The sequence below is a fragment of the Enterococcus rotai genome (genome assembly GCF_001465345.1).
Classification (GTDB): domain Bacteria; phylum Bacillota; class Bacilli; order Lactobacillales; family Enterococcaceae; genus Enterococcus_L; species Enterococcus_L rotai.
The window spans coordinates 2788588-2813432 of the sequence record NZ_CP013655.1 but is presented as its reverse complement, the minus strand read 5'-3'; the positions used below and the strand labels follow the sequence as shown (position 1 = coordinate 2813432).

22 protein-coding genes, 1 other RNA gene and 1 pseudogene are annotated in these 24845 nt (G+C 36.9%); 6 read left to right on the top strand and 18 right to left on the bottom strand.

Features of this window, described 5'->3' with window-relative positions:
* Nucleotides 1–84 precede the first annotated feature (84 nt).
* The 6 genes from ATZ35_RS12425 to ATZ35_RS12400 form a co-directional block, all read right to left on the bottom strand.
* A complete protein-coding gene (locus ATZ35_RS12425; protein WP_244148163.1) occupies nt 85–744 on the bottom strand; it encodes a hypothetical protein in 660 nt (219 codons plus the stop codon).
* Between the two features lie 325 nt (nt 745–1069).
* Complete coding sequence (gene rplS / locus ATZ35_RS12420) at nt 1070–1417, bottom strand: 50S ribosomal protein L19 (RefSeq protein WP_010761540.1); 348 nt, start codon at nt 1415–1417, stop codon at nt 1070–1072.
* A 135-nt stretch (nt 1418–1552) separates the two neighbouring features.
* A complete protein-coding gene (locus ATZ35_RS12415; RefSeq protein ID WP_208927512.1) occupies nt 1553–2209 on the bottom strand; it encodes a chloramphenicol acetyltransferase in 657 nt (218 codons plus the stop codon).
* Nucleotides 2210–2237: 28 nt separating this feature from the next.
* Nucleotides 2238–2984 carry a tRNA (guanosine(37)-N1)-methyltransferase TrmD gene (trmD, locus tag ATZ35_RS12410; protein WP_208927511.1) on the bottom strand — a complete coding sequence of 249 codons (747 nt, stop codon included), beginning with the start codon at nt 2982–2984 and terminating at the stop codon, nt 2238–2240.
* Nucleotides 2974–3498 (bottom strand): ribosome maturation factor RimM, encoded by a 525-nt coding sequence (gene rimM / locus ATZ35_RS12405; protein ID WP_208927510.1) that lies wholly within the window; start codon nt 3496–3498, stop codon nt 2974–2976. The genes trmD and rimM overlap by 11 nt, the downstream gene beginning before the upstream one ends.
* 130 nt (nt 3499–3628) lie before the next feature.
* Entirely contained in the window at nt 3629–4996 is a 1368-nt protein-coding gene (locus ATZ35_RS12400; protein WP_208927509.1) for an Nramp family divalent metal transporter, read from the bottom strand.
* Nucleotides 4997–5495: 499 nt separating this feature from the next.
* Between ATZ35_RS12400 and ATZ35_RS12395 the strand changes: the two are divergent.
* Nucleotides 5496–5885: pseudogene (locus ATZ35_RS12395) on the top strand (TVP38/TMEM64 family protein); the annotation flags it as partial.
* Nucleotides 5886–5968: 83 nt separating this feature from the next.
* Nucleotides 5969–7771, top strand: a complete 1803-nt coding sequence (locus tag ATZ35_RS12390) for a glycerophosphoryl diester phosphodiesterase membrane domain-containing protein (protein ID WP_208927507.1) — start codon at nt 5969–5971, stop codon at nt 7769–7771.
* Between the two features lie 53 nt (nt 7772–7824).
* Here ATZ35_RS12390 and nth read toward each other — a convergent pair whose 3' ends face one another.
* From nth to ATZ35_RS12355, 7 genes are all read right to left on the bottom strand, one after another.
* Nucleotides 7825–8472, bottom strand: coding sequence for an endonuclease III (gene nth / locus ATZ35_RS12385; RefSeq protein ID WP_208927506.1), 648 nt, complete (start codon nt 8470–8472; stop codon nt 7825–7827).
* Between the two features lie 11 nt (nt 8473–8483).
* Nucleotides 8484–9200 (bottom strand): DnaD domain protein, encoded by a 717-nt coding sequence (locus tag ATZ35_RS12380; RefSeq protein WP_208927505.1) that lies wholly within the window; start codon nt 9198–9200, stop codon nt 8484–8486.
* A gap of 29 nt (nt 9201–9229) precedes the next feature.
* Nucleotides 9230–10729: a carboxypeptidase M32 gene (locus tag ATZ35_RS12375; RefSeq protein WP_208927504.1), complete on the bottom strand. Its 1500-nt coding sequence runs from the start codon at nt 10727–10729 to the stop codon at nt 9230–9232.
* A 10-nt stretch (nt 10730–10739) separates the two neighbouring features.
* Nucleotides 10740–11903 (bottom strand): THUMP domain-containing class I SAM-dependent RNA methyltransferase, encoded by a 1164-nt coding sequence (locus tag ATZ35_RS12370; protein ID WP_086281881.1) that lies wholly within the window; start codon nt 11901–11903, stop codon nt 10740–10742.
* A gap of 115 nt (nt 11904–12018) precedes the next feature.
* Nucleotides 12019–12433, bottom strand: an RNA gene (gene rnpB, locus ATZ35_RS12365) — RNase P RNA component class B.
* A gap of 22 nt (nt 12434–12455) precedes the next feature.
* Nucleotides 12456–12890 carry a cell division regulator GpsB gene (gpsB, locus tag ATZ35_RS12360; protein ID WP_208927503.1) on the bottom strand — a complete coding sequence of 145 codons (435 nt, stop codon included), beginning with the start codon at nt 12888–12890 and terminating at the stop codon, nt 12456–12458.
* 94 nt (nt 12891–12984) lie between these two features.
* On the bottom strand, nt 12985–13527 hold the full coding sequence (locus ATZ35_RS12355; protein WP_208927502.1) for an SLOG family protein: 543 nt from the start codon (nt 13525–13527) through the stop codon (nt 12985–12987).
* Between the two features lie 61 nt (nt 13528–13588).
* Here ATZ35_RS12355 and recU point away from each other — a divergent pair, with 61 nt between their 5' ends.
* Together recU and ATZ35_RS12345 are read left to right on the top strand one after the other, a co-directional pair.
* Nucleotides 13589–14230 (top strand): Holliday junction resolvase RecU, encoded by a 642-nt coding sequence (recU, locus tag ATZ35_RS12350; RefSeq protein WP_208927501.1) that lies wholly within the window; start codon nt 13589–13591, stop codon nt 14228–14230.
* On the top strand, nt 14220–16556 hold the full coding sequence (locus tag ATZ35_RS12345) for a PBP1A family penicillin-binding protein (RefSeq protein WP_208927500.1): 2337 nt from the start codon (nt 14220–14222) through the stop codon (nt 16554–16556). The genes recU and ATZ35_RS12345 overlap by 11 nt, the downstream gene beginning before the upstream one ends.
* A 57-nt stretch (nt 16557–16613) precedes the next feature.
* On the opposite strand, the gene pyrG is transcribed toward ATZ35_RS12345, so the two are convergent.
* The 4 genes from pyrG to ATZ35_RS12325 all read right to left on the bottom strand — a co-directional run bounded on the left by pyrG (nt 16614) and on the right by ATZ35_RS12325 (nt 22614).
* Nucleotides 16614–18215: a CTP synthase gene (gene pyrG, locus ATZ35_RS12340; RefSeq protein ID WP_208930483.1), complete on the bottom strand. Its 1602-nt coding sequence runs from the start codon at nt 18213–18215 to the stop codon at nt 16614–16616.
* A 244-nt stretch (nt 18216–18459) separates the two neighbouring features.
* The gene (locus tag ATZ35_RS12335) at nt 18460–20130 is read right to left on the bottom strand and encodes a peptide ABC transporter substrate-binding protein (RefSeq protein WP_208927499.1); all 1671 of its coding nucleotides are present in this window, start codon (nt 20128–20130) and stop codon (nt 18460–18462) included.
* Nucleotides 20131–20162: 32 nt separating this feature from the next.
* A complete protein-coding gene (locus ATZ35_RS12330; RefSeq protein WP_208927498.1) occupies nt 20163–21533 on the bottom strand; it encodes a transglutaminase domain-containing protein in 1371 nt (456 codons plus the stop codon).
* 16 nt (nt 21534–21549) lie between these two features.
* Nucleotides 21550–22614, bottom strand: coding sequence for a dipeptide epimerase (locus ATZ35_RS12325; RefSeq protein WP_208927497.1), 1065 nt, complete (start codon nt 22612–22614; stop codon nt 21550–21552).
* Between the two features lie 304 nt (nt 22615–22918).
* On the opposite strand from ATZ35_RS12325, the gene ATZ35_RS12320 reads away from it, so the two are divergent.
* Nucleotides 22919–23485 (top strand): helix-turn-helix domain-containing protein, encoded by a 567-nt coding sequence (locus tag ATZ35_RS12320; RefSeq protein WP_208927496.1) that lies wholly within the window; start codon nt 22919–22921, stop codon nt 23483–23485.
* Between the two features lie 125 nt (nt 23486–23610).
* Complete coding sequence (locus ATZ35_RS12315; RefSeq protein ID WP_086281890.1) at nt 23611–23952, top strand: metal-sulfur cluster assembly factor; 342 nt, start codon at nt 23611–23613, stop codon at nt 23950–23952.
* Nucleotides 23953–24035: 83 nt separating this feature from the next.
* Here ATZ35_RS12315 and ATZ35_RS12310 read toward each other — a convergent pair whose 3' ends face one another.
* Entirely contained in the window at nt 24036–24380 is a 345-nt protein-coding gene (locus tag ATZ35_RS12310) for a hypothetical protein (protein ID WP_208927495.1), read from the bottom strand.
* Nucleotides 24381–24845 lie beyond the last annotated feature (465 nt).

The window sequence follows — 24845 nt, the reverse complement described above, 5'->3', positions numbered from 1 at the left end:
ATAGAGCTAACTCCATAGCAAGAATAAACTTTTTTATCTAAATAATATTTTACTTGTTTCAATAAACGTTCAGTTATACTGTCACTAGTGATTATTTTTTAAATTTTTCTTGATTTTCCCCATTTTAATCTCTCGATAATCATATCCAATTTCAGCCATCAACTGCTCCCATGTTTTGTTGGTTTTACGCATAATTGTATAAACAGAAGGCAACTCATTGCCATCATACAGCTCATTAAATTTGGTCATAGACAAATCAGATTCTAAATTTAATCGAATGATTTCTGATTTTAGCTTCGTTAATAATTCAAAGTTTGTTTCTTGTATTACTTGAGATTCCTTATTCTTAAAAAAGGCTCTAACTCTCTTTCCAAATCTCATTCGTAAAGTATAGAGACTAGGCATGTTATTTCTCCCACTAAGTTTTTCATATTGATGTTGGGATTTTATCTTTTTTTCAGAAATAAAAATTGTAACAAGAAGCTTTAATTCCTCATCAGAATACCGATACCATTGTTCCTTGTTGTAGGTTGGCTTGCCTAATTTATGAAGCAGTCCCTCCCAAGAACTAAATCGCTCCCGAATGAACCAGAGACTTGGAACTGCTTGAGAATGCTTTTTCTTATACTCTTGGTATTGTCTACTTGTAAAAATATTTTCCTTATCAAGAATACGACTAATAATTGACATCAATTCTAGATCGTTTTTTTCCTTCCAAACAATCCTCTTATCATTAGTTTTCAATATTTCCACTCCTAACTTTTTATTAAACCAGTAAAATGTATCCATTTTTGCAATGTGAAGGGTGCATTGGTAATATTCAGCGTTTTAGCAAACAAATTCTTCTATTTGCAAAATTCGGTTGAATAACTGGTATTTTACGAATCACTTTTGTAGTCAACAGTTTAGGCAGAAAACAGGATTTTTTGACGTCCTAAGTAGTCAAAACGAAAAAATTGAGAACAATCTCAGATTATTTTTTTCATTTCAGAACATTTAAGACAACAAAAAACCCCTTGATATCAAGGGGTTTCACACGTTAGACAATTCGTTACAATCTCATTTTCTCTTAGCGTCTAATTTCTTTAATACGAGCTGCTTTACCATGTAATGCACGTAAGTAATAAAGTTTCGCACGACGAACTTTACCATAACGAACTACTTCGATTTGAGCAACACGTGGTGTGTGTAATGGGAATGTACGTTCCACACCAACACCGTTAGAAATTTTACGTACTGTATAAGTTTCACTGATACCAGCGCCGCGGCGTCCGATAACAACTCCTTCAAATAATTGGATACGTTCGCGAGTTCCTTCGACTACTTTCGCATGAACGCGAACAGTGTCTCCAGGACGAAACGCAGGAATATCCGTACGTAATTGTTCTTGTGTTAATTCTTGAATTAATGGATTCATTCTTTTTTCTCCTCATTCCAAACATTCTTATGGCTACTGCCACAGCGGAATATCGTAATAGTTGAGCGCTTTGCACTCACTAAAATAGTTTAACACAGCTCTTGTAGGCTGTAAAGGGATTTTTCTTGCCATCTATTAAATAGTAGGTTGGTTCCCTAAGCTGTCTAAATAGGTTTGCAGCTGATTGATTAGCTTGCCTAAATGAAGGCCATCAACAAGACGATGATTCACTTGAACTGAATAAGGCAATAAAATCCGACTATTTTGCTTTACAAATTTTCCCCATGTTACTTTGGGAATCCCATCGTTTCGATCTAAACTCAGCTCATTCCCTAAATTAGTAAAGGAAAACCAAGGTAAGCAAGAAAATTGAATCATTGTATCTGATTGGTATTCTGTATTGGGAAAATAAGTTTTTTGAGCATAACTTACCCGCTTCGCCTCATCAGAAAATTGTTTCAGATCTCCTTCTAAATCAAGCGTCACAATATGAAATAACTCACTATCTGTTTTTAAGTCAGTAAAGCTGGGAATCAAACGCTCGATTAGAACTACATCTGCTCCACGTATCTTGTAACGAAAATTTTCAATACCATTCATTACTTTAGTTGTAGCATAAATCAAGGCATAATAAAAAGACAACTGGTTCTCTTTCACGTAATGATAAAAATGAGTCACATCAATTTGTGTCGTAATATCATACAGAGGTGAGCCCTCATCACTCGAGAAAAAATCAAAATGTTCTTTCCGATCCCAATTTGTTTGATTAATTACTTTAGCAGATATCACCATCCATGTTCCTCCTTTTTAAAAGATAAACTTAGTTACCTTCCTTTTTTTCGTTACGTAGCTCTTCCAACCACTTTTCTTGTTGCTCAGTTAATACTACTTTTCCAAGCATATCTGGGCGACGCTCTAAGGTTCTTCTCAATGATTCTTTTTGTTGCCATTCATCGATTAATTTATGGTTACCATTCGTTAAAACTGCTGGTACACTCATTCCATTAAATTCAGCAGGACGGGTATACTGTGGATGCTCTAGTAAGCCTGTTGAATGAGAATCCGTTTGAGCAGACAATTTATTGCCTAAAACATCTGGCAGTAAGCGTACCGTCGCGTCAATCATCACCATTGCACCTAATTCTCCACCAGTTAAAACATAGTCCCCTAACGAAACTTCATCTGTCACAAGTGAACGAATCCGTTCATCGTATCCTTCATAATGACCGCAGATAAACACCAAATGCTCTTCTTGCGAAAATTCTTCCGCCATTTTTTGGTCAAACTGCTTACCAGCTGGATCAAGCAAAATGACTCTCTTTTTTGTTTCTGGTGCGGCTTCTTCAATTCTGCGCAAGTTATCATAAATTGGCTGAACCTTTAACAACATACCTGCTCCGCCACCATAAGGATAATCATCTACGGACTGGTGTTTATTGTCTGCATGATCCCTAAAATTTGAGATATTGATTTCCAATAGATTTTTCTCTACAGCTTTTCCGATGATCGATTCTCCTAATGGTCCTTCGAACATTCTAGGAAATAACGTTAACACATCAATCTTCATCGTCGATCAAACCTTCTGGAATTTCTACGTGAACCACATTATTCTCTAAATCGATCGACTTAACAACTGATTCAATATAAGGAATCAAGGCATCTTTTTTCTTTGGTCGCTGAACGACCCAAACATCGTTTGCCCCTGGTGAAAGGATTTCTTTGATCTTGCCCAATTCTTTATCTTGCTCATCAACAACAGTCAACCCAATGATTTGATGATAGTAAAATTCATTTTCTGGTAAATCCGTTAATTTTTCTTTTGATACTTTCAAAATACCATCACGATATTTTTCAACATCGTTGATAGAAAAATGATTTTCAAACGTCACGATGTCAAAATTTTTATGTTTCCGATGGGATTGGATCGTTAGTTCGATCGGCGCTTTTTTCTCTTGAAATAACGTCAAGACTGTTCCTTTTTTATAACGTAATTCCGGAAAATCTGTTTGAGAAATCACACGAACTTCCCCTTTTAAGCCTTGGGTATTGACGATTTTCCCAACATTTAAATATTCAGTCACTTAAAGCCCTCATTTCAAAATTTTTGTCTTTTTCATTTTACCATTTCTATAGCTTGAATTCTATCAACTTCTATTATATCTTACGCAAAAAGAAAGCAATTCACAGATGAATTACTTTCTTTTTATTTTTTTAAGCATTCACACCAGTTAATGTTCCGTAAATCAAGAACAAATTCAAAGCAGTCAACACGATTGCAATGATCCAGGCCAACACTTTGACCCAGGTTGGATTGGCAAACCTGCCCATGATCTTTTTATCACTAGTGTACAAGGTCAAGGGAATGATTGATACTGGTAAGGCAATACTTAAAAATACTTGTGTGTATAACAATAAGTCTTCCACTGCTGACTCGCTACCACCATAAATAATTACACAGACGATAACCGGCACGATTGCAATCAAACGAGTCACAACGCGACGCATCCATAGAGGCATTCTTAAATGGATAAAACCTTCCATCACGATTTGTCCGGAAAGTGTTCCTGTAATTGTAGAATTTTGACCAGAAGCAAGCAACGCAATCGCAAATAAAATACTTAATACAGGACTGGCGATGTTTCCAACGATATCTGGATTCTTCAATGCATCAAATAAATCGACAAATTTCCCTAAATCACTATTTGTTCCATAAAATAATGCTCCACCTAAAATCAGCAATAAACAGTTTACAATAAATGCGATCGTCAATTGAATATTTGAATCCCAAATCGTAAACCGAATGGCTTTTGCTTTTTCTTTATCATCATTGCGATCGAATTTTCTAGCTTGAGCAATTGAGGAATGCAAATATAAGTTATGAGGCATTACAGTCGCCCCCACAATTCCTAACGCTAAAAACAACATCGATTTGTCAGTCGCAATTCTTGTATCCGGAATAAATCCTCGCATTACCTCACCAATATTGGGATCAGCAAGTGCTACTTCATAAGCAAATACAAAAAAGATAACAGCAATCAAACAAGCAACGATCGCTTCAATTTTTCTAAAGCCCATTTTTGTTAAAAGGAGTAATAATAACACATCAAAAGTTGTAATCAAAACCCCAATCAATAGTGGAAACCCAAACAATAATTGTAAGGCAACTGCTCCACCAATTACTTCGGCAATATCTGTGGCCATAATCGCAAGTTCTGTAATGATCCACAAAACGAAACCAGTTTTTTTACTAGTATGTTCTCTTGTTGCTTGAGCCAAATCTCGCCCTGTTACAATTCCTAATTTAGCCGCCATCCCTTGAAGCAGCATAGCAATCAAGCTTGATAACAAAATGACACTTAATAGTGCGTACTTATATTCTGCACCACCTGCAATCGAGGTGATCCAATTGCCGGGATCCATGTAACCAACGGCAACTAAGGCTCCAGGTCCACTATAAGCTAATAACGTCCGCCAAAAGCTGGCATTTTTCGGTACCTCAACTGTATTATTGATTTCTTCCAAGCTTGGACCATTTGCATAATCCAATAAATGTTCTTTCTCTTTGTTCTCTTCTACCATAATTATCCTTCTTCCATCTATAAAACATCAGGTTTATGTAATTTAATTTTTAGGCATACCATAACTCTTAAATTGATTATAGTCCTCTCATTCTTGCTTGTAAATAGAAAACGCTCAGTTATTTTATCTTTTAGGGCTAAAGTAGGATGTTTTTAGCTATTGTTTCTTTGTATAATGTTTATATCAAGTTGTTTCTTACAACTTTGTTCGTCAAAAATAATAAATAACAATGGTAAAATGATAAGAAGACTTTTATACTAGAGGTAGTTACTTTAAGGAGATGATAGACATGAGCATCGCGCTTTCAAGAAAAATTATTAATTGCATTTCAATCGTAGGGATTATTGCAACGATTGCTGTAACGATTTACTTTATACGATTAGGTGTTTTTAAAGACGTCGACGCATTGAGAGGATTAGTTGGTAACTCTGTGATCTTAGGTCCGATCTTGTTCATGTTGATTCAGATCATTCAAGTAGTGATTCCAATCATACCAGGCGGCATTAGCTGTGCTGCAGGTGTCCTGATTTTCGGTCCATTTGCTGGATTCATCTATAATTATGTTGGAATCGCAATTGGTTCTGTGATTATTTTCTTATTGGGACGGCAATACGGCAAACCTTTCATTTTAAGTTTAGTCAGTGATAAAACCTATAATAAATATATCGGTTGGTTAGATAACGAAAAACGCTTTGAAAGACTTTTCGCACTAGCGATTTTCCTCCCTATCGCACCAGATGATGCCCTTTGTTTAATGGCTGGTTTAACGAAAATGTCATTGAAGAAATTCACTTTGATCATTATTTTAGCAAAACCTGTTTCAATTTTCTTATACAGCTTGGCATTGATTTATGGCGGTACATTCTTAAACGGTTTACTAGGCTTTTAGAGCATTAAAATATATAATAGATACTAGTAGGATCGGATGCATTTGTATCCTATCCTCTTTTATTTTGTAAGGGTGGATAAAGAATGAAATATTTAAAAAATAGTTTTAAAAATATGCTAGACTTTTTTGCTGGTACATCCGCATATTTCCGCGATGTTTTATTGATGCATGGCTTTATGATTTTTATACTGCTCCCTCTTTTGGCCAGTTCGACCCGATTTATTTTAAAGCAGGGAAAAATTGACTATCTATCTTATGATACGATTCCAATTATTTTTTCAAAACATCCTGGGGTTCTCGTCGCATTGCTGCTCGTCTTATTGATGATCGTAGTAGCAGTCTTTTTTGAATTTACGTTTTTACTTTTAAGTATTTTCTTCATCAAGAAAAAACAACCGATTTCTTTAACCAATTTACTTAAAGGAACATTGCTTCAACTTAAAAAGATTCGATTTAGCACCCTTTTATTTTTCCTATTTTATTTTTTCTTGGTTCTACCACTAAGTGGCTTAGGCTTTAATTCAGATTTATTAGCAAAAATAAAAATCCCAGCCTTTATTATGGACTTCATCTTTGCTAACCGCGTCACGATCATTGCGTTGGTTGCATTAGGCTACTTGATCTTCTTTTATCTTTCGATCCGATTGATTTTTGCACTACCAGAAATGATTTTACGTGATGTTCCGTTTCGGCAATCGGTCAGAGAAAGTTGGCGCTCAACGAAAAATCATTTCTTTAGGATTTTAGGTCAATTTATTGTGATTGGCGGCAGTATTATTATTGTATTTGTACTTAGTTATACACTGATCCTAACTGTGCAAGCCATCATCGAAACTGCTTTGCCAAGTTACGCTTTAGTTAGCGCTGTTGTTGCGATGACTCTTTTACAAATTATTTTACTCCTTAATATTATCTTTACGACTGTGGGAATATTTTATATCACGATCGATTATATGGATGATGAGGGGTTTCTGCCAGAATTACCGCAATGGTTTTTCGATCAACCAAAACAAGTAAGAAAAGAATGGTCGTTTTTTAAAATTGGCCTATTTGCTTTCACAGCGGCTTTATTTGGAATCGGTGTTGGAACGTACAATACGAATTACTTGAGTAATCCTTCAGTCACTGAGCCATTGACAATCTCACATCGTGGTGTGGATGCTGCCAATGGTGTTCAAAATACCTTGCCGGCCCTTGAAAAAACGAGCTTAGAAAAACCAACCTATGTAGAGATGGATATCCAAGAAACCAAAGATAAACAGTTTGTTGTCATGCATGATTTCAACTTAAAAAAACTAACAGGCGTCGACAAAAGACCCAATCAATTAACCTTGGCCGAATTGACCAAACTAACGGCAAAAGAAAATGGGATGGAAGCAGCTGTTTGCTCCTTTGATGATTATCTTGAAAAAGCAAAAGAATTAAACCAAAAACTATTGATCGAAATCAAAACAACACCGCAAGATAGTTCCGATTTAGTCAAACGCTTTACGCAAAAATATCGCAAAACTATTTTATCAGAAAAACATATCCTGCATACGTTGACCTTTAATACTGCAACAGAACTGAAGGAACAAGAACCAGATTTCTACGTGGGCTATATTCTTCCCTTCAATATTGTAGGCCCACCAATCTCAAATGTTGATTTCTTTACGATGGAATATACCACTCTAAATCGCAATTTCATTAATGCAGCTCATAATGATGGAAAGAGCGTTTATGCTTGGACGGTCAATGACGAAGATACGATGACTCGGATGATGTTTTATGGTGTAGATGGTATTGTTACAGATGAATTAAAGCTACTCAATGAAACAATCAAAACGGATTTAGATGAGCTTACCTACTCAGATAAACTGTTACACTTTGTAATTGGGATTGGCTAAAATAAAAGAGTACCGTGAACACATAACAATGTTTACGGCACTCTTTTATTTTTTTATTTCGCACTCATCCGTGTCTTACCCTCTTGGCACATATAAAGAAGTGGGCAAATATCACATTTTGGATTTCGTGCCAGACAATGATAGCGACCGAAAAAAATCATCGTATGATGGGTTTTGACCCATAGTTCCTTCGGTATTTTTCGCATCAAGGTTTGTTCAACTTCCATGACATTAGCGTCTAATTTGCAGATACGTAAACGTTTTGATACTCGCTCAACATGTGTATCAACTGCGATAGCAGGTTCACCAAAAGCATCCCCCATTACCACATTAGCCGTCTTACGCCCAACACCAGGCAAGGTAACAAGCTCTTCACGAGTTTCAGGCACTTTCCCGTCAAACTGGTCCAATAATTGAACAGCACACGCCTTGATATTTTTCGCTTTATTACGATATAACCCAATCGTTTTGATTTTTTGAATAATGTCCTCTACTGGAGCTTGCGCTAACGCAGCAGGTGTTGGATAAGCTGCAAATAACGCAGGTGTTGCCTTATTTACAGATACATCTGTTGCTTGAGCACTTAAAATAACTGCAATCAATAGCTGAAACGGACTTTTATGTGTCAGTTCGCAGGCTGCGTCTGGGAACATGTCATACATGATTTCAATGGCTTCCATTGTTTTTTCTTTGGACAGCATTTACCTACCTCCTACTCACTATCTTCAGGATTGAGCCAATTATGGAGAGTGACTTTCGGTATTGGCTCATTTGCAGCGCCTTGTTGCTCGATTTCTTTTTGAATCAGCGCCTGTTTTCTACGCTTTTGATCTTCAGCGACTTGCTCTTTTGTTGTAATATTTTTACGTTCCCAAGCAAGTAAAATACGATCGATATACTTTAAGCTATAAGCTTGATTCAATACAGCCTCTCTTAGAGCTAATCGAATCAGTTCAGGTTGGTAATGATCTGTTTCTAGCCATTGACCAATCATTTCAAGTTCGATTGGCGATAACTGGCGGCCAAATTCTTTTTCAAACCCTTGATATAATTCTTTGATGGTTTCTTCTGAGGAACGTTCTTGCTGCTTTACCGTTTGCTTTTGTTTTAACAATGAAATTTTCTCAAAAATTGGCAGCAAATCATACGTATCCATCATTTGCCCTTGCTCATTTTGCTTTGTTTGAATAATTAAAAAACCACGTGAAACGAGCTGATTTAATAGCTTATAAATAACATCGAGCGGCTTTCCCATGATTTGACTGATCTCAGCTAGATCTGGAAATAAATCGCCTTTTGCTTGAGAATGAAACAATTGTAGCCAAAATAGAAACTCTTCATCAGTCAAGCCGATCTTTTGGTAATTCTCAATCACTAAGTTGGAGACAGTCGTTTCGCCGGCTTTTAGATATTCATTGATTGATAACATAACCGCTCCCTCATTTCTGTTCCTTTGAATCATTCTGTAATTTTATAGACGTCGTAGTAAATTGATTTCATATAGTCGATCAAATATTGCGGATTAAGTGCTTCACCTGTTGCATCCATTATCAGTTGGTTAGGTTTTCTTGATGCACCATATTGATGGATATGCTTTGTTAACCAGTTCTTGATCACTGAATAATCATTACTAGCTAAAATAGTATCTACATCGATCTCCTGCCCCATAGCATGACGAAGTTGCGCTGCATACATATAACCTAAAGCATAGGAAGGGAAATAACCAAAACTACCGCCTGACCAATGAACATCCTGTACAATACCTTCTAAATCGTTTTCTGGGCGAATCCCAAGGTATTCCTCATACTTATCATTCCAAATTTGTGGTAAATCAGCCACAGAAACATCCTCATTAAAAATCATCTTCTCAATTTCATAACGAATAATAATATGTAGAGGATATGTTAGACTATCTGCCTCGATTCGAACCAAACTCGCTTTCGTCTCTTTCAACGAATCGTAGAAAGTCTCGAAATCAATATCATCAAAGGTACCTTCTGTGCACTCTTTGAAAAATGGAAATTGTTTTTGCCAAAATTGCTTATTGCTCCCAATAATAATCTCATTAAATAACGATTGAGACTCATGGATTCCCATAGAAGCGCCAGTGGCTAGCGGTGTGTAATCATACTTCGAGTCAATGCTTTGTTCATAAATACCATGTCCAGCTTCATGAATCACACCAAAAGTCGCCATTGTAAAATCAGTTTCATCCCAACGTGTCGTAATTCGTGCATCTTTACGATTTAACGCTAACATAAACGGATGTACCGTATCATCTAAGCGTCCACGTGAAAAATCATAGCCCAACTGTTCTGCAACACCTGATACAAATGTTCTTTGTTGCGCTTTCGTCACTCGTCTAGATAAGAAATCAGTACGTGGAACAGTTCCTTTTTCAGCAACGGTTGCTCTAATTTCCATGATTCCAGCTTTTACTTGAGCAAAAATTTGATCTAATTTTTCAACTGTCAAACCTGGCTCATATTGATTTAGTAAGACATCATAGTTTGTAGCCTCATCTTTTTTCCAATAAGGGATAAATTCCTTTAGGAAATCAACGATTGTTTGAATTTCATTTTTCATTTCAGCAAAATCTTTTGCTTTTCGTGCTTTTAGCCAAGCTGCATGAGCGTTAGTCAAAGCGGTGTTATACGCTTGCATCCGTTCTGCGGGAATACTATGGTTCAGTTCATATTCTTCTTTGACTTTCTTATACACAGCTAAACCGACTTCTGATAATTCATCAGAATGATCCTCAAAATACGCTAATGCTTCTTGGACTTTTGGTCCCACACTACGCTCAAAGGCCATTCCAGAGATATAACCAACAGTTTCTCCACGGAAATCACTACTTGCTTCTGGCATTCCAGTTTGGCTATCCCATTCTAATAAACCGATTGCTTCCGTTAATAATTGAATCTCTTTGATTTCTTTTAAAAATTCTTGTTCTTTCATACCTGTTCACCTACTCTTCTCTTGGTTTTCTTGGAGGTCTTTCACCCCAATATTGGAATAAATCAGTCCGTAAAGCACCGTTATACAACTTTCTCTTCTTAGTGGCTCTTGCTCCGTAATATTGTTCAAAGGTTAAATCACTCGTCAAAATATATTTGCTCCACGTTTTAAGCGGACGAAAAACTTCTCCCATTTCTTTATATAGTTTCCGGACAGATTCTTCTTCCCCTAAACGTTCACCATAAGGCGGATTAGCAACCATTACGCCGTACTCTTTTTCAGTTGTAAAATCATGTAGCGCTAGTTGTTTGAAAGTAATAGAATCGCCTAACCCAATTTCTTCAGCATTGGCTTTTGCAATTTCAATCATTTTTCCATTGATGTCTGACCCCATGATATCTAATTCGATGTCATAATCCGCTTGTTCATCTGCTTCTTTCCGAACCTTTTCAAAAATTGCTGCATCAAACCAATCCCACGTTTCGCATACAAATTCACGGTTAAACCCAGGTGCGATGTTATGACCGATCAAAGCGGCTTCAATACAAATCGTGCCCGATCCACAAACAGGATCAAAGAATGGACGGTCTTTACGCCAGTTTGTCAGCATCACTAAAGCCGCAGCCATGTTCTCTTTCAAAGGAGCTCCACCCTTTTCAATCCGATAGCCTCGTTTAAATAAACTAGGACCTGTTGTATCGATAGTAACTGTCACATGATCTTTCAAAAGAGCTACCTCTAGTTGGAAAAATGCGCCCGTTTCTGCTAAAGGAACAGTTGCTGGACGATGATAGACTTCCCTTAAACGATTGACGATCGCTTTTTTAGTAATCGATTGACAGTCAGGTGTACTATATAGTTTAGATTTGATTGATTTACCAGCTACTGGAAATTCAGCATCCATTGGTAAATAATCTTCCCAAGGCAAGGCTTTGACTTTTTCAAATAACTCATCAAAACTAAATGCATCGAATTCACCAACAATAATCTTGATTCGATCCGCCGTGCGTAACCACAAGTTAGCTGTAGCAATCGTTTCCATTGTCCCTTCAAATAAGGCTTTCCCATTTTCGACTTCACAAGGAATCCCTAAATCACGTAGTTCTTTTCCTACTAATGCTTCTAAACCACTCGCTGCTGTTGCAACAAGCTTGAATGTTTTTTCTTTTGTCATCGTATCTCCCCTTGTTCTTATTTAAGAACGACTTGATTATCTATCTGAAATGATTTCTTACTTTAAAAAAAGCCTTCACAACAGAGTTGGAAGGTCATCCTGAATAATTGTAATTTTCTGTAAGCCATGTTCTGTATCGAATGCCTCTCAGGGAAAGACATACGACGGTCATCATCTATCTGCAGAAATAATTCTGCCTCTTCTACTCGTTCATTTCCTTTAGAAGAGCGCCCCTACCATTGTTTGGGTTGCTCGCTCGAGGGGTTTACCGCGTTCCACCAATTCCGTTTCCAAAATTGCTTCGTCACTGTGGCACTTTCAAGGGTACTTTGACATAGCCGAAACCTTAGTCATTTTTCCTGCCGTTACTCTAAATAGCAAAATCAGCTTGTTCGAAAACTTACCCATCTTACTATATCAAGTACCTTAGCTTATGATTTCGCTAAGCACGAACACTACAGACATCTCAGTCTGTGCGAGCATGGACTTTCCTCAGCCTGAATAAATTCAAACCGCGATCACCCGAAAATTACAAAAAGTTATTAAGAAAAATTAAAATTGACGTGTTTCAGAGTTATCAATTTCACGTTCATATGAGTTATGATGCAAATTACTTTCATATGGATTAGAATGGCTCATCCCTGAAATCGGGTTTGAAGCAGGAGTGTCATCTAATTTTTTGCCAAATACTTCACGCTCTAAATTAGACAAACGTTTTAGAATATCAAAGTTTGTGACAGCAGCACTTTTCGGCATTTCTTGTGTGCTACGTGATGGCATCGCTTGTTGTACTTTAGATGCTTGATCAATTTTAGCTAGTAAGCGATTGTTTTCTTCTTGCAATGTTAAAAGCTCTTTGTTGTACGCTTCATAATCTTTGATCACGTTATCTAAAAATTCATCAACTTCAACTGGATCATAACCGCGCATTTTTGTTTTAAATTCTTTTTGTAAAATATCTTTTGGACTGTATACTAAATTTGCCATACTTACACCTCATTAGTTTTCTTTGATTAGGATAAAAGTTCATAGTTCAACAGCATTATTGTATCGGAAAATCGTCAGAAAATCAAACAGATTCTCACGATTCCATCGAGTTTTGTAAATCATCCATTGTTATTAGGCGGATTTCATAGGGAAATTTCTCAGAAAAAAGTTCTGCATCCTTTAAAAAATACTCCGTCTTACCAGGATATTCCTTATCATAAACAAGCAAACTAGCGCCGGAATGATCTAATAAAAACCGAGTATGCATTTTTAATTGCGCTGGAGATTTATACGGCTGATGACTGACAGACTCCACAAAATCTGCTAAAAGTTCAATTTTTTCTAAATTTGCCCGATTTTTTTCATTCCAGTTACTTCCAAATTCTTTAAATGGATAAATCAGTCCTAATTTTAATTCTGGGTAATCATTTTTCAATTCTGCCACAACTTCTGCTGCCCAAATCTCTGTTCCAAGGTTGCCAGAAACTAAAACCCACTCTAATCCAGTGTCCAAATAGCCTATAATTTCTTTTTTTAATACATTTTTAATAACTGTAATTTTAGGGTCATTGTCTTGAAAAGCCCCGATTTCAAAGCTTTTATAACCAGTCACATAAAGTGTTTTTACGTTTTCCATAGACATTCCTTTTCTTTCATAAAGATTTTTTGTTATAATGTTGGCTAGGAGTGTGATAGAAATGGCTTTTCATTATCCTAATGGTACTCCCTATAATAATCATGAGGCACCACAATCAAAAAAACAAGTAAAAAAGCGCAAATCAATTCAATTTGGTAAACGAGGGATGGATTTCGAAGAAGAAATCAATAAAAGTAATGCTTTTTATTTATCGCGCAATACTGCGGTCATTCATAAAAAGCCAACTCCCGTTCAAATTGTCAAAGTTGATTATCCAAGCCGCAGTGCTGCCGTAATCAAGGAAGCTTACTTTAGACAAGCCTCCACGACCGATTATAACGGCGTCTACAATGGCTATTATCTGGATTTTGAAGCGAAAGAAACGAAGAATAAAACGTCTTTCCCTTTAAAAAACTTTCACCAACACCAGATCGACCATATTCAGCAATGTTTGGCACAAAAAGGAATTTGCTTTGTACTAATGTGGTTTTCTTCATTGAATAGATGTTTCTTTTTTAGCGGGGAAGATTTAGTAACCTATTGGTCAGAACAAGAAAGTACTGGAAAAAAATCGTTGCCTTTATCTATTATTGAAAAAAATGGGATAGAAATCCAAATTGGCATTGCACCTCGAGTACCATACTTGGATGCAGTCCGGCAACATATTCAATCAAACAAAGGAGTTGCGATTAATGACAACTGATGAAATAGGCTCACGTGCAGCCAGGCACGGACATACTTCTGGAACGAACAATACTGAAAATACACCACCTACTAATGGTGGTAAAAAACCTAAGAAGAAACGAATTCTCTTAAAACTATTTCTAGGATTGGTTTTACTTGGTGTCTTAGGTTTGCTAGCGGGAATAGGCCTTTTCTGGTCATATGCAAAAGACGCCCCTAAATTAGAAGATGATAAGCTAAGCGCCACTGTGTCTTCAAAACTCTATGATGCAAATAATGAGGTTTTTGAAGAATTAGGTGCGGAAAAACGTGAGATGATCAAACCAACTGATGTTCCACAATTGTTGAAAGACGCAGTTGTATCGGTCGAAGATAAGCGTTTTTACAAGCATAGCGGTGTTGATCCGATTCGAATTCTCGGCTCTGCTTTTTCGAATTTTAAAACAGGCGGTTTACAAGGTGGTAGTACGCTGACACAGCAATTGATCAAACTTTCTTACTTCTCTACAAAAGAGAAAGATCAAAACCTTAAACGAAAAGCACAAGAAGCTTGGCTTGCGATTGAATTAGAAAAAGAAAAATCAAAAGAAGAAATTTTAACGTATTACATCAATAAGGTATACATGGCTAATGGCTTATATGGCATGGAGACAGCTGCACAATCCTATTTTGGAAAACCCTTAGCTGAACTTAATCTTCCACAAACGGCTTTGCTTGCCGGTATGCCACAAGCACCAAATGACTATGATCCATATGTAAAACCAGATGTTGCGAAAGAACGTCGTGATGTCGTTTTATATACTATGAAAGAAAACGATAAAATCACGCAAAAAGAATACGAAGATGCAAAAGCAACACCGATCGACGATGGTCTACAACCGTTGAAACAGTCAAATGAAAATCGCAAGATCGTTGATAACTATATTAGAGAAGTCATTGCTGAAGTAGAAAGCATGGGCAAAAACCCTTACACAGATGGTTTAGATATCCATACCAATCTTGATATGAATGCACAAAAGCGTCTTTATGATATTATCAATAGTGATACTTATGTAGAATATCCTGACCAAGATCTCCAAGTAGCTTCAACTGTAATCGATGTAAAAACAGGTCAAGTCAAAGCCCAAATTGGCGGACGAAATATTCCTGATGATGTTCAGTTAGGCAGTAATAAAGCGATCGAAACTGACCGTGATGTCGGCTCAACAATGAAACCGATAGCCGATTATGGCCCAGCTATCGAAAACTTAAATTATTCAACTGGTCGTATCATGATGGATAAACCAACTACCTATGAAGGGACGAACATTCCTGTTACAAATGCAGATATGCAATATTATGGTGCACTTACAATGCGTAAAGCAATCATGTATTCTCGTAACACGACAGCAATTCAAACCTTCGATGCTGTTGGTAGTGACAAATCTGCAGCCTTTCTTAAAGATTTAGGGATCGAGTTTAAAGAAATAGTTGCCGCTAATGCGATTTCTAGTAATACCAGTGATTTAGGCGGTAATAAATATGGTGTTTCTTCCTTAAAATTAGCTGCTGCCTACGCTGCTTTTGCAAATATGGGTGTCTACAACAAACCACATTACGTCAACAAAGTCGTCTATCAAGATGGCTCTGAAGATGTCATTGAAACAGAAAGTAAACGTGCGATGAAAGATTCTACGGCTTACATGATGACAGACATGCTGAAAGATGTTATTTCTGGTGGGACAGCCTTCAATGCAGGTGTACCTGGATTGATCCAAGCCGGAAAAACTGGGACAGCTAATTATACGGATGCCGATCTTGCCAATATTGGCGTCTCTGAATCATCCAGTATTGCACCTGACAGCACGTTTGTCGGTTATACGCCTCATTATGCAGTTTCTGTCTGGACAGGCTACAAGCAGCGTTTAACGCCTATTCCTTATGAATACTGGGGCACTGCTTCTGATGTTTACAGAGAAATGATGACTTATCTATCAGAAGGTGTTGCTAATGATGATTGGACTATGCCAGATACCGTGATTCGCTCTGGTAGTGAACTCTATGTTAAAGGTGCTTATGAAGAGCAACTATTGCCTTCAAGTACGACAGGCTATGATACGTCTTCCTCTTGGGAAACGCCTATCAGTTCTGAACCTGCAACTACAAGCAGTTCTACTGTTCCATCACAAACAGAACCACCAACATCTCAATCTAGTGAACCGCCAGCTTCATCTACACCACCAACAGAACCACCAGCGTCAAGTACGCCAAGTGAAGAGCCGGCAAACAGTGAACCACCACAATCATCTTCAGGACCACCCGTTATACAAAATAATTCATTCAGGCGACGATCATCTCCTGAATGACATTTAAACAAAAAAGGTACGATATCCTCATAATGAGAGACATCGTACCTTTTTTGTTTATTGGTTCTTTAATGCGGCCTCAACAAATCCTTTGATCAAATGTTGTGGTCTATTCGGTCTAGAAATCAATTCTGGATGGAATTGACATGCTACAAAGAATTTTTTCTCTGGTAATTCGACAATTTCAACCAAACGATTATCTGGTGAAACACCTGAGAAAACTAAGCCTTTTTCTTCAAATAATTGACGGTATTTGTTATTGAACTCATAACGATGACGATGACGTTCTTGAACCACTTCTTGTCCTTCATAAGCAGCGGCTGTTACACTCCCCTTTTTAAGTTTACATGGGTATAAGCCTAAACGTAACGTTCCGCCTAGATTTTCAACATTTTCTTGGTCTGCCATCAAATCAATAATATTGTTAAGAATATCTGGATTGTTTTCTGCTGAACCAGCATCTTCTAGTTTGACAACATTACGGGCAAATTCGACACAAGCCATTTGCATCCCTAAACAAATTCCTAAGAACGGCACATCGTTTTCACGAGCAAAACGGATTGCTTCGATCTTCCCTTCTACTCCACGATCCCCAAATCCACCTGGAACTAAGATCCCATCAGCCTCTTTCAAAACATCCGCAACATTTGCTTTTGTTAATTCTTGTGAATCGATCCAGTCGATCGCAATGTCAGAATCAAATGCAAAACCGGCATGTTTCAACGCTTCAACGACTGAAAGATACGCATCAGGAAGTTCTACATATTTTCCAACTAAGGCAATTTTAGTTGTTTTCTTCAAGCCTAATACTTTTGCTTCTAAAGCACGCCACTCTGTCATATCTGCAACAGGTACGTCTAGTTTCAAGTGATCACAGACGATCTGATCCATATTTTGAGCTTGTAACGCCAAAGGAATTGAATAAAGCGTTTCTACATCACGTGACTCAATTACAGCTTCTGGTGCTACATCACAAAATTGCGCTAATTTATTTTTCGTTCCTTGTGAAACTGGTAATTCTGTACGAATCACTAAAATATTTGGTTGAATCCCTAAACTACGTAGTTCTTTTACACTGTGTTGTGTGGGTTTAGTTTTCATTTCACCAGCAGCTTTTAGGTATGGAATCAATGTTGTATGGATATACATGACATTGTCACTGCCTACTTCTGCCTTCATTTGGCGTAATGCTTCTAAGAATGGTAAAGATTCAATGTCACCGACTGTTCCACCCACTTCAGTAATAATGATATCTGCATCGGTCATGCTTGCGGCTCTCATGATTTTTTCCTTGATTTCATTTGTGATATGTGGAATAACTTGAACAGTAGCACCCAGATATTCACCTTTGCGTTCTTTTCTCAGTACTTCTGAATAAATTTTCCCTGTTGTCACATTTGAATATTTATTTAGATTGATATCAATAAATCGTTCATAGTGACCTAAATCCAAGTCTGTTTCGGCACCATCATCTGTGACAAAAACTTCTCCATGTTGGTAAGGACTCATTGTTCCTGGATCCACATTGATATACGGATCAAATTTTTGAATCGTTACTTTCAAGCCGCGATTTTTTAATAAACGTCCTAAAGATGCTGCAACAATTCCCTTCCCAATCGAAGAAACTACGCCGCCTGTAACAAAGATATATTTTGTCATAATATAAAAAAACCCTTTCTCAAAATAGATTTGTAGAGATGAGTAAACAATATCCCTTTGTTTTTTACCAGCCATAAAAAACAAAAGCTCCCTATTCAAAATGAATAGGGAGCTGGAATTCGTTGTAAACTTCTGACCTTCTTAAAGGTGCCCAAGTAGTATAATACAAGCAAATTTGTTTGAGGTCAAGTGTTTCTATTGGAAGATTTTTATTTTTTTAGTCAAGTTATAAAGCTCGTCTCATTTATTCTTTGATGTAAGCATTTTTGTATGTGCTCGTTGCACCAAAATTATGATACTCAATTCCTTCAACACCTGGACGAACAAGTTGCCCTCTGGCTTGTTGATATAAAGGAATCAAGGCAACGTCTTCTTCGATCAACACTTTTTCAGCTGCAATCAACGCTTCCCAACGTTTTTCAGGTTCATTAGCGTATTTATTTGATGCGTCATCAATCAATTGATCATATTTTTCACTACGATAGCTTGTTTTATTTTTCGTGCTGACTGAGCTTTCTAAGAAAGTCATTGGATCTTGATAATCTGGCCCCCACATGCTGACAGATAGTTCATAGTCCCCTTTTTTCATAAGTTCGATGGAATTATTAAGAGGAACTGTTTTAACATTGATTTTTAGACCAGGTAACGTTTTTTCTAATTGTCCTTGAATAAATTCTGCTACTTTCTTATCACCATCACCATCTTTAGAAAGTAATTCGATGGTTACATCACCATTTAATTCTTTTTTCGCTTTTTCTAGGTATTCATTGGCTAATTTTTCGTCTGTTTTTACTAAATCGCCGGCTTCTTTTCGGAAATCTTCTCCAGTTTCAGGATTAGCCACAAAGTCTTTAGGAATGTATCCATAAATGTCTTTTGAACCATCTGCTAAGATATTTTCGATTAAGCTTTTCTTATCAAGCGCATAGGCTACTGCTTTTCGGACATTTTCATTTGCGAAAATCGATGGTTTGTCATTTCTCTTTTGGTTCATTCTTAATGAATAGACTTTGGAACGTTGGATGGCTTCGTAGTCTGGATTGTCTTTATTTTGTTTGGCAAAGTCTCCTGTCAAAATCGCTACATCCAATTCGCCAGATTCGTAAAGGTTGAAAACTGTGTTTGTTTCTTTTAAAACTTCAAAATGAATTTTTTCTGATTTTACTTTATCTGCATCATAATATTCTGGATTCGCAACTAAATCCCATGACATTGACGCTTGATCCCAATTTTCCATTAAGAATGGCCCATTTGAGACGATATTCTCGCTAGAAGTCCCATATTCTTTGCCTTTTTCAGTCACAAATTTTTCATTTTGTGGGAAGAAAGGAGAAAATGCTAGTAGTGAGGTGAAATACGTGACAGGTTTTGCCATTTTGATTTCTAGTGTATAATCATCTATTGCTTTTACCCCTAGTTCATCTGCTGATTTTTCTTCGTTTACGATCTCTGTTCCGTTTAGAATCGTCCCATCCATCAAGAAGAAGTAATTCGCTTGATTTTTAGGATCCGCCATCTTCTTCCATGCAAAGACAAAATCATTCGCTGTTACTTTGTCACCATTTGACCATTTTGCATCTTCTCTTAACTTGATTTTATACGTTTTACCATCTTCAGAGATTTCCGGCATTTCTTTGGCAACGGCTGGAATCACATTGTCTTTTTCATCTAATTGATATAATCCTTCAAAAACATTCGACTGAGCATTGACACTTGGCTCATCTTGCGTAAAAATCGTATCCATTGATCCTACTTCCGATGCTTCCATTAAATTTAGGACTTTCGCTGATTTCTGTCCTGTCGCAACTTTATCATCTGTACTATCTGCTGATTTATTACTTGAATTTCCCCCGCAAGCTGATAGCAGTAATAGTGTTGTCACCAAAGTGATCCCTTGTTTTAACCCTTTTTTCATACGTTCCACCATTTCCTTCTCTTTTTTATTTATTACACAAGTTCTTCCATTGAAACGAGTTCTTGTTTCACCTCTAAGTAGGCATACGGAAGACCTTGGTTTTGATATTCAAATTCTCCCCGCTGATTATCAATTGGATCTGCTCGTAAAAACTGTTTTGGTGGATTAAAATCCGTTTGAATCTCACTATTGGCCGGCATTCTAAATATATCCAAATTACCAAAATAGTAATTCCACCGTTCTAAATCCCCATTTCGACGCGCGCCGCCGCCAAATGATAGATCCGCAAAAACCCAACCATACGGTGCTACATAAAATTGCGTCCAATCATGACACCCTGTATAGTATTGCGACACATAGAGCCCTGACTGCCATTTTGCCGGGATTTTAGCCATTCGACATAACGTAATGAACAAAATGGCTTGAACGCCGCAATCCCCCTTTAAATTGACTGCAGCATACTCTGAGATATTCTCGATCGTAAAATATTCTCGCATAAAAGAGTAATTGACTTTGGTTGTAATAAAATCATAGATTTTCCGAGCTTTTTTAATTGGATTTGTTTCACCCGCTAAAATTTCAGCCAACAGTTGCTCCAGATATGGAGTAAAGCGAATATGAGGCAGTTGTTCATTTAGTTCAAATTCTGGCTGCACCTCAGCAGCTTTTTCTGGATCTAATTCGACATAATCCACTTGGCTGATATAACTGTACTCAACTGAAAAAATTTGACCTTCTTCAAGAATCGTCTCAAAATAAACTGTTCGCTGTGCTTCATCTTCCGGTGCAATAAAAGTTGCTTCAGGCGTCGTTTTCAAGATTTGAATATCTGATGTTTGTTTACATTCTTTTGGCAACGGTAGATAGACTTTCACCTTTTCACCTGGACGTTCATATTCTTTTTTTACCTGAATGCTGGTTTTTAAATGGATTTTGACTTTTCTGCCGCCTTTCGTTTTCATCCATTGGACATTTTCTGTCAGCTCTTGCTTGCGTAAACGATCAACTTTGTTATCTTCTTTAACAATCAATCTCGCTTCATAATCAGCTTGTGTCTTGATTAAATTCATTAAAAAGCGGCGCTGAAAATGGACTTTTCCATCGATATAAAGCCAATCTACTTTTCCGGTTTCTTTTAAATGAGTCAGTTCTTGCTCGTCGTATTCCTTAAACGTTTCTTTCATCATTTTGGTTGCTTCTGTAAAGTCAAATGGATATTCATTAATGCCAACAATACGGATGATGTCTTGTTCAATCTCCAAGCGTTTTCTAAGCGACTCAGGTAATTCACTCGTTAATAGATAAGCTATCAACTTTCCTGCACCATCAAAATCCCCGTAATTTTTCAATTTAATGACATCTTCTGGCAATGGTACACTCATATATTTTAGATCATAATACATTTGACACTCCCCTTTCTTATTTGCTCAAACCTAAACCAGCTTTGTTTGACAATGAAATCAAACTAGTCGCTTCCAAGCCAACGCCTCCGGGAATTGCCACTTCATTCAATCCGAACGTTGCATCTAAATCAGCTCTAGTAATATTTTTAGTTGCAGCAGCTAAATGAGCGGCCGCTGTCACTCCGATATTCGTTTCTTCTACCATACATCCAATCATACACTCAACGCCTGCCGCTTCACAAATGCTATTGATTTTCAACGCTTCATGGATTCCTCCACATTTCATTAGCTTGATATTCACAAAATCGACTGCACGTGCTTTGATCAAACGCAAGGCATCTTTAGAATTAAAACAGCTTTCATCTGACATGATTGGCGTCGTCACATGATTTGTAACAAACGTCAACCCTTTGATATCATGATAAGCGACCGGTTGTTCAACTAACTCAATATCATATTGAGCTAAATGATTGATCGTATTTACAGCTTCCTTAGGGTTCCACCCTTGATTGGCATCTAATCGTAGTTTGATTTGACTGCCAACTGCTTCTCTGATGGTTTTGATTCTGGCAATATCGGATACAAACCCTGTCCCAACTTTTATTTTTAACGTATCAAACCCCTGTGAAATAGCTGATTTTGCTTTTTCAGCCATTATCTCAGGCGTATCGATCCCAATCGTCATATCTGTTTTAACAGAAGAAGCAAAACCGCCTAGAAGTTTATACACTGGAAGGTTAGCCTTTTTCCCAAACAAATCATAACATGCAATATCGATCGCTGTTTTGGCTGAGGGAGCTTGCGCCGCAACAGAATTCATAATGCTGTGAACTTTCTCCAAATCTAATGGATCCACACCTAGCAATTGTTTTTCAAATAATTGAATACATTCCGTTGTCCCCTTCAGTGTCTCACCTGTAATCAGAATCCCAGGAGAGCCTTCACCATAACCGATAATTCCTTCGTCTGTTTCAATTTCAACAATTGCACTCATCGAGTGTTCGATCGTTCCCAATGAAATGGTGATTGGTTCTTTTAGTTTTACAGCTTTGGGCGCTACATTAATTTTTGTTATTTTCAATTTTTTTCCCCCAATAGTATTTCTTCTAATTTTTTACTCATTTTCAGTGAATCTTCTACTTTATTGTTTTTGAAATTAAATCATGCTACAAGAAAAAATAACCTCGCTTTTTTTAATTTTGAATTAAATTTGATTGTTAAATTTGAATTATTGGTTACAATTTTAAGTTTAGTATATGAAAATGTCAACACAATAATGAGATTACGATGTGTTTTTATTCATTAAAATTCAAGTGCTTGTAATTTTGTAACGAATTCGAGATAATATGAATGAAAAAAGGAATTTAGACAAAGGACGGCTGTAGATGGAATTTAGAAAAATTAAGAGTTTAAGAAAAGAAAAAAAGATTACTTTAACGGAACTTGGTGAAAGAACAGGTTATTCTGCAAGCTTCTTATCGCAAATCGAACGTGGCACGAATCGCCCCTCACTAGAAGCTTTACGAAAAATTGCAGATGCGCTTGATGTCACGGTAGCTTCTCTTTTAGCGAATGAAGCGCCTCAAGTGATCCAAGACGAAGAAACATCAGCTCATGGCTATAAAGTTATTCGCAACTCTTCAGGTAAGATTTACAATCCTTGGCAAACAAATTCTACTTATTATGATACCTTGTTTAATTTACCCGTACATACGAACAACATGGTGATTTCAAAAATTTATATTGATGCACAGTCCTCTTCTAGCGGAAGAAAAATTGCTCATAATCTTTGTGAAATCAATTACGTGATCAAAGGTGAAGCAACGATCGAACTTCAAGATGAAGTGCTTATCTTACACGAAGGGGACGCAATATTTTTAGAAGCGTTCACTCAACATAACATTATAAATGCTACTGAAAACGAGTTGATGCTCTTTACTTTGCAATTTTAGTTCTAGCCCTTTTTTCACTGAGTAACTCGTGTGCCAATCGCATTTAATTGAAAAAGATTCTCATTTACAAAGCTTTTAAAAAAAGGTATTATATGGGAAGAACGAACTATAAAGGAGTAGATACAATGACTGAAACAAATCAAGAATGGTCTGCTGAAGAGATTGAAGATATCAAAGAAGAGATTCTAACTGCTCTGGAGACAGTAATTGACCCTGAGCTGGGAATCGATATTGTGAATTTAGGATTGATTTATGAAGTAGACTTCGCGCAAAATGGCGATACGGTCATCAAAATGACACTAACAACTATGGGTTGCCCACTAGCTGATATTTTAACGGATCAAATCCATGAAGCGTTGAAAGAAATCCCAGAAGTAAAAAATCCAGAAGTAAAACTGGTCTGGTATCCAGCTTGGACAACGGATAAAATGTCTCGTTATGCTCGGATTGCTTTGGGTATTCGCTAGTTTTTTATTTACTATTTTGATTACGAACAGTTAGAAAGCTTTCAAGTTGCTATCATTGTGATAGTAATCTGAAAGCTTTTATGCTAATTATCCCCCTTCTCATCTGCTTTTGTAGTTGCTACTTGCCATGCTCCTTCTGAAATAACTGATACGATATAGTTATCAGCATCCTTAGGAATTTGAACAACCAACTTCCCTATGTAACTGCCAGTTCTATCAACCAATGTTGCTATGATTTCTCCATCACTATCCAATAATTTAACGGTGAATTTTGCCGTTCCATTATAAGTTAGCGTAATGACTACAGGTCCTTTTTTAAAAGCTAAATTAGTAATTACATCGTCGCCATTACCCGTTCTTGCCAATGAAGTCCCGATAGTTTGAGCATCACTGCTACTTTCGCAGCTATAATTGCTACCTTGATTCACTCCGTAATTATCATCTCGAGCACTTTAAGGACTGTTATTTTCAATCTTGCAACCTGATAATAGAAATAAGAGCAAAATTGGCAGCACCAACATTTTTTTCATCTTTTCCCTCCCTACATTCGCACAATCACGCATCCTGACAATAGCACCACCATCACAACAAAAAATAGTGCTACCCTAAGTTTTTTACTCATTATTTCCCCTCCTTTATCTTCACTATTTTTTAAGTATATAAGATTCTAGCTAAGACAAACCTTCAATATTCTCCCAACTTTATTACTAAAAAAAGCTTTACTGCAATTGCTCTTCAAAGAACAATCACAGTAAAGCTTTCCATATATCTTTTTATTTTTTGGCTGCTTTCAAAACTGCATTCAACATAATGATTCCTGTCACGATCGTTGTTACCGCCTGCAGTAATTTGATTTTATCGATTCCTTTGCTTTTAGTAGACATAGTAACACC

Bases quoted from the DNA above. Each gene is read 5' to 3' on its own strand.
- trmD (WP_208927511.1), bottom strand. From the start codon at position 2,984: ATGAAGATTGATGTGTTAACGTTATTTCCTAGAATGTTCGAAGGACCA.
- nth (WP_208927506.1), bottom strand. From the start codon at position 8,472: ATGCTGTCCAAAGAAAAAACAATGGAAGCCATTGAAATCATGTATGAC.
- ATZ35_RS12320 (WP_208927496.1), top strand. From the start codon at position 22,919: ATGGAATTTAGAAAAATTAAGAGTTTAAGAAAAGAAAAAAAGATTACT.
- ATZ35_RS12355 (WP_208927502.1), bottom strand. From the start codon at position 13,527: ATGGAAAACGTAAAAACACTTTATGTGACTGGTTATAAAAGCTTTGAA.
- ATZ35_RS12370 (WP_086281881.1), bottom strand. From the start codon at position 11,903: ATGACAAAAGAAAAAACATTCAAGCTTGTTGCAACAGCAGCGAGTGGT.
- ATZ35_RS12390 (WP_208927507.1), top strand. From the start codon at position 5,969: ATGAAATATTTAAAAAATAGTTTTAAAAATATGCTAGACTTTTTTGCT.
- gpsB (WP_208927503.1), bottom strand. From the start codon at position 12,890: ATGGCAAATTTAGTATACAGTCCAAAAGATATTTTACAAAAAGAATTT.
- pyrG (WP_208930483.1), bottom strand. From the start codon at position 18,215: ATGACAAAATATATCTTTGTTACAGGCGGCGTAGTTTCTTCGATTGGG.
- ATZ35_RS12400 (WP_208927509.1), bottom strand. From the start codon at position 4,996: ATGGTAGAAGAGAACAAAGAGAAAGAACATTTATTGGATTATGCAAAT.
- ATZ35_RS12315 (WP_086281890.1), top strand. From the start codon at position 23,611: ATGACTGAAACAAATCAAGAATGGTCTGCTGAAGAGATTGAAGATATC.
- ATZ35_RS12330 (WP_208927498.1), bottom strand. From the start codon at position 21,533: ATGTATTATGATCTAAAATATATGAGTGTACCATTGCCAGAAGATGTC.
- ATZ35_RS12380 (WP_208927505.1), bottom strand. From the start codon at position 9,200: ATGTTATCAATCAATGAATATCTAAAAGCCGGCGAAACGACTGTCTCC.
- ATZ35_RS12415 (WP_208927512.1), bottom strand. From the start codon at position 2,209: ATGGTGATATCTGCTAAAGTAATTAATCAAACAAATTGGGATCGGAAA.
- ATZ35_RS12345 (WP_208927500.1), top strand. From the start codon at position 14,220: ATGACAACTGATGAAATAGGCTCACGTGCAGCCAGGCACGGACATACT.
- ATZ35_RS12335 (WP_208927499.1), bottom strand. From the start codon at position 20,130: ATGAAAAAAGGGTTAAAACAAGGGATCACTTTGGTGACAACACTATTA.
- recU (WP_208927501.1), top strand. From the start codon at position 13,589: ATGGCTTTTCATTATCCTAATGGTACTCCCTATAATAATCATGAGGCA.
- rplS (WP_010761540.1), bottom strand. From the start codon at position 1,417: ATGAATCCATTAATTCAAGAATTAACACAAGAACAATTACGTACGGAT.
- ATZ35_RS12375 (WP_208927504.1), bottom strand. From the start codon at position 10,729: ATGAAAGAACAAGAATTTTTAAAAGAAATCAAAGAGATTCAATTATTA.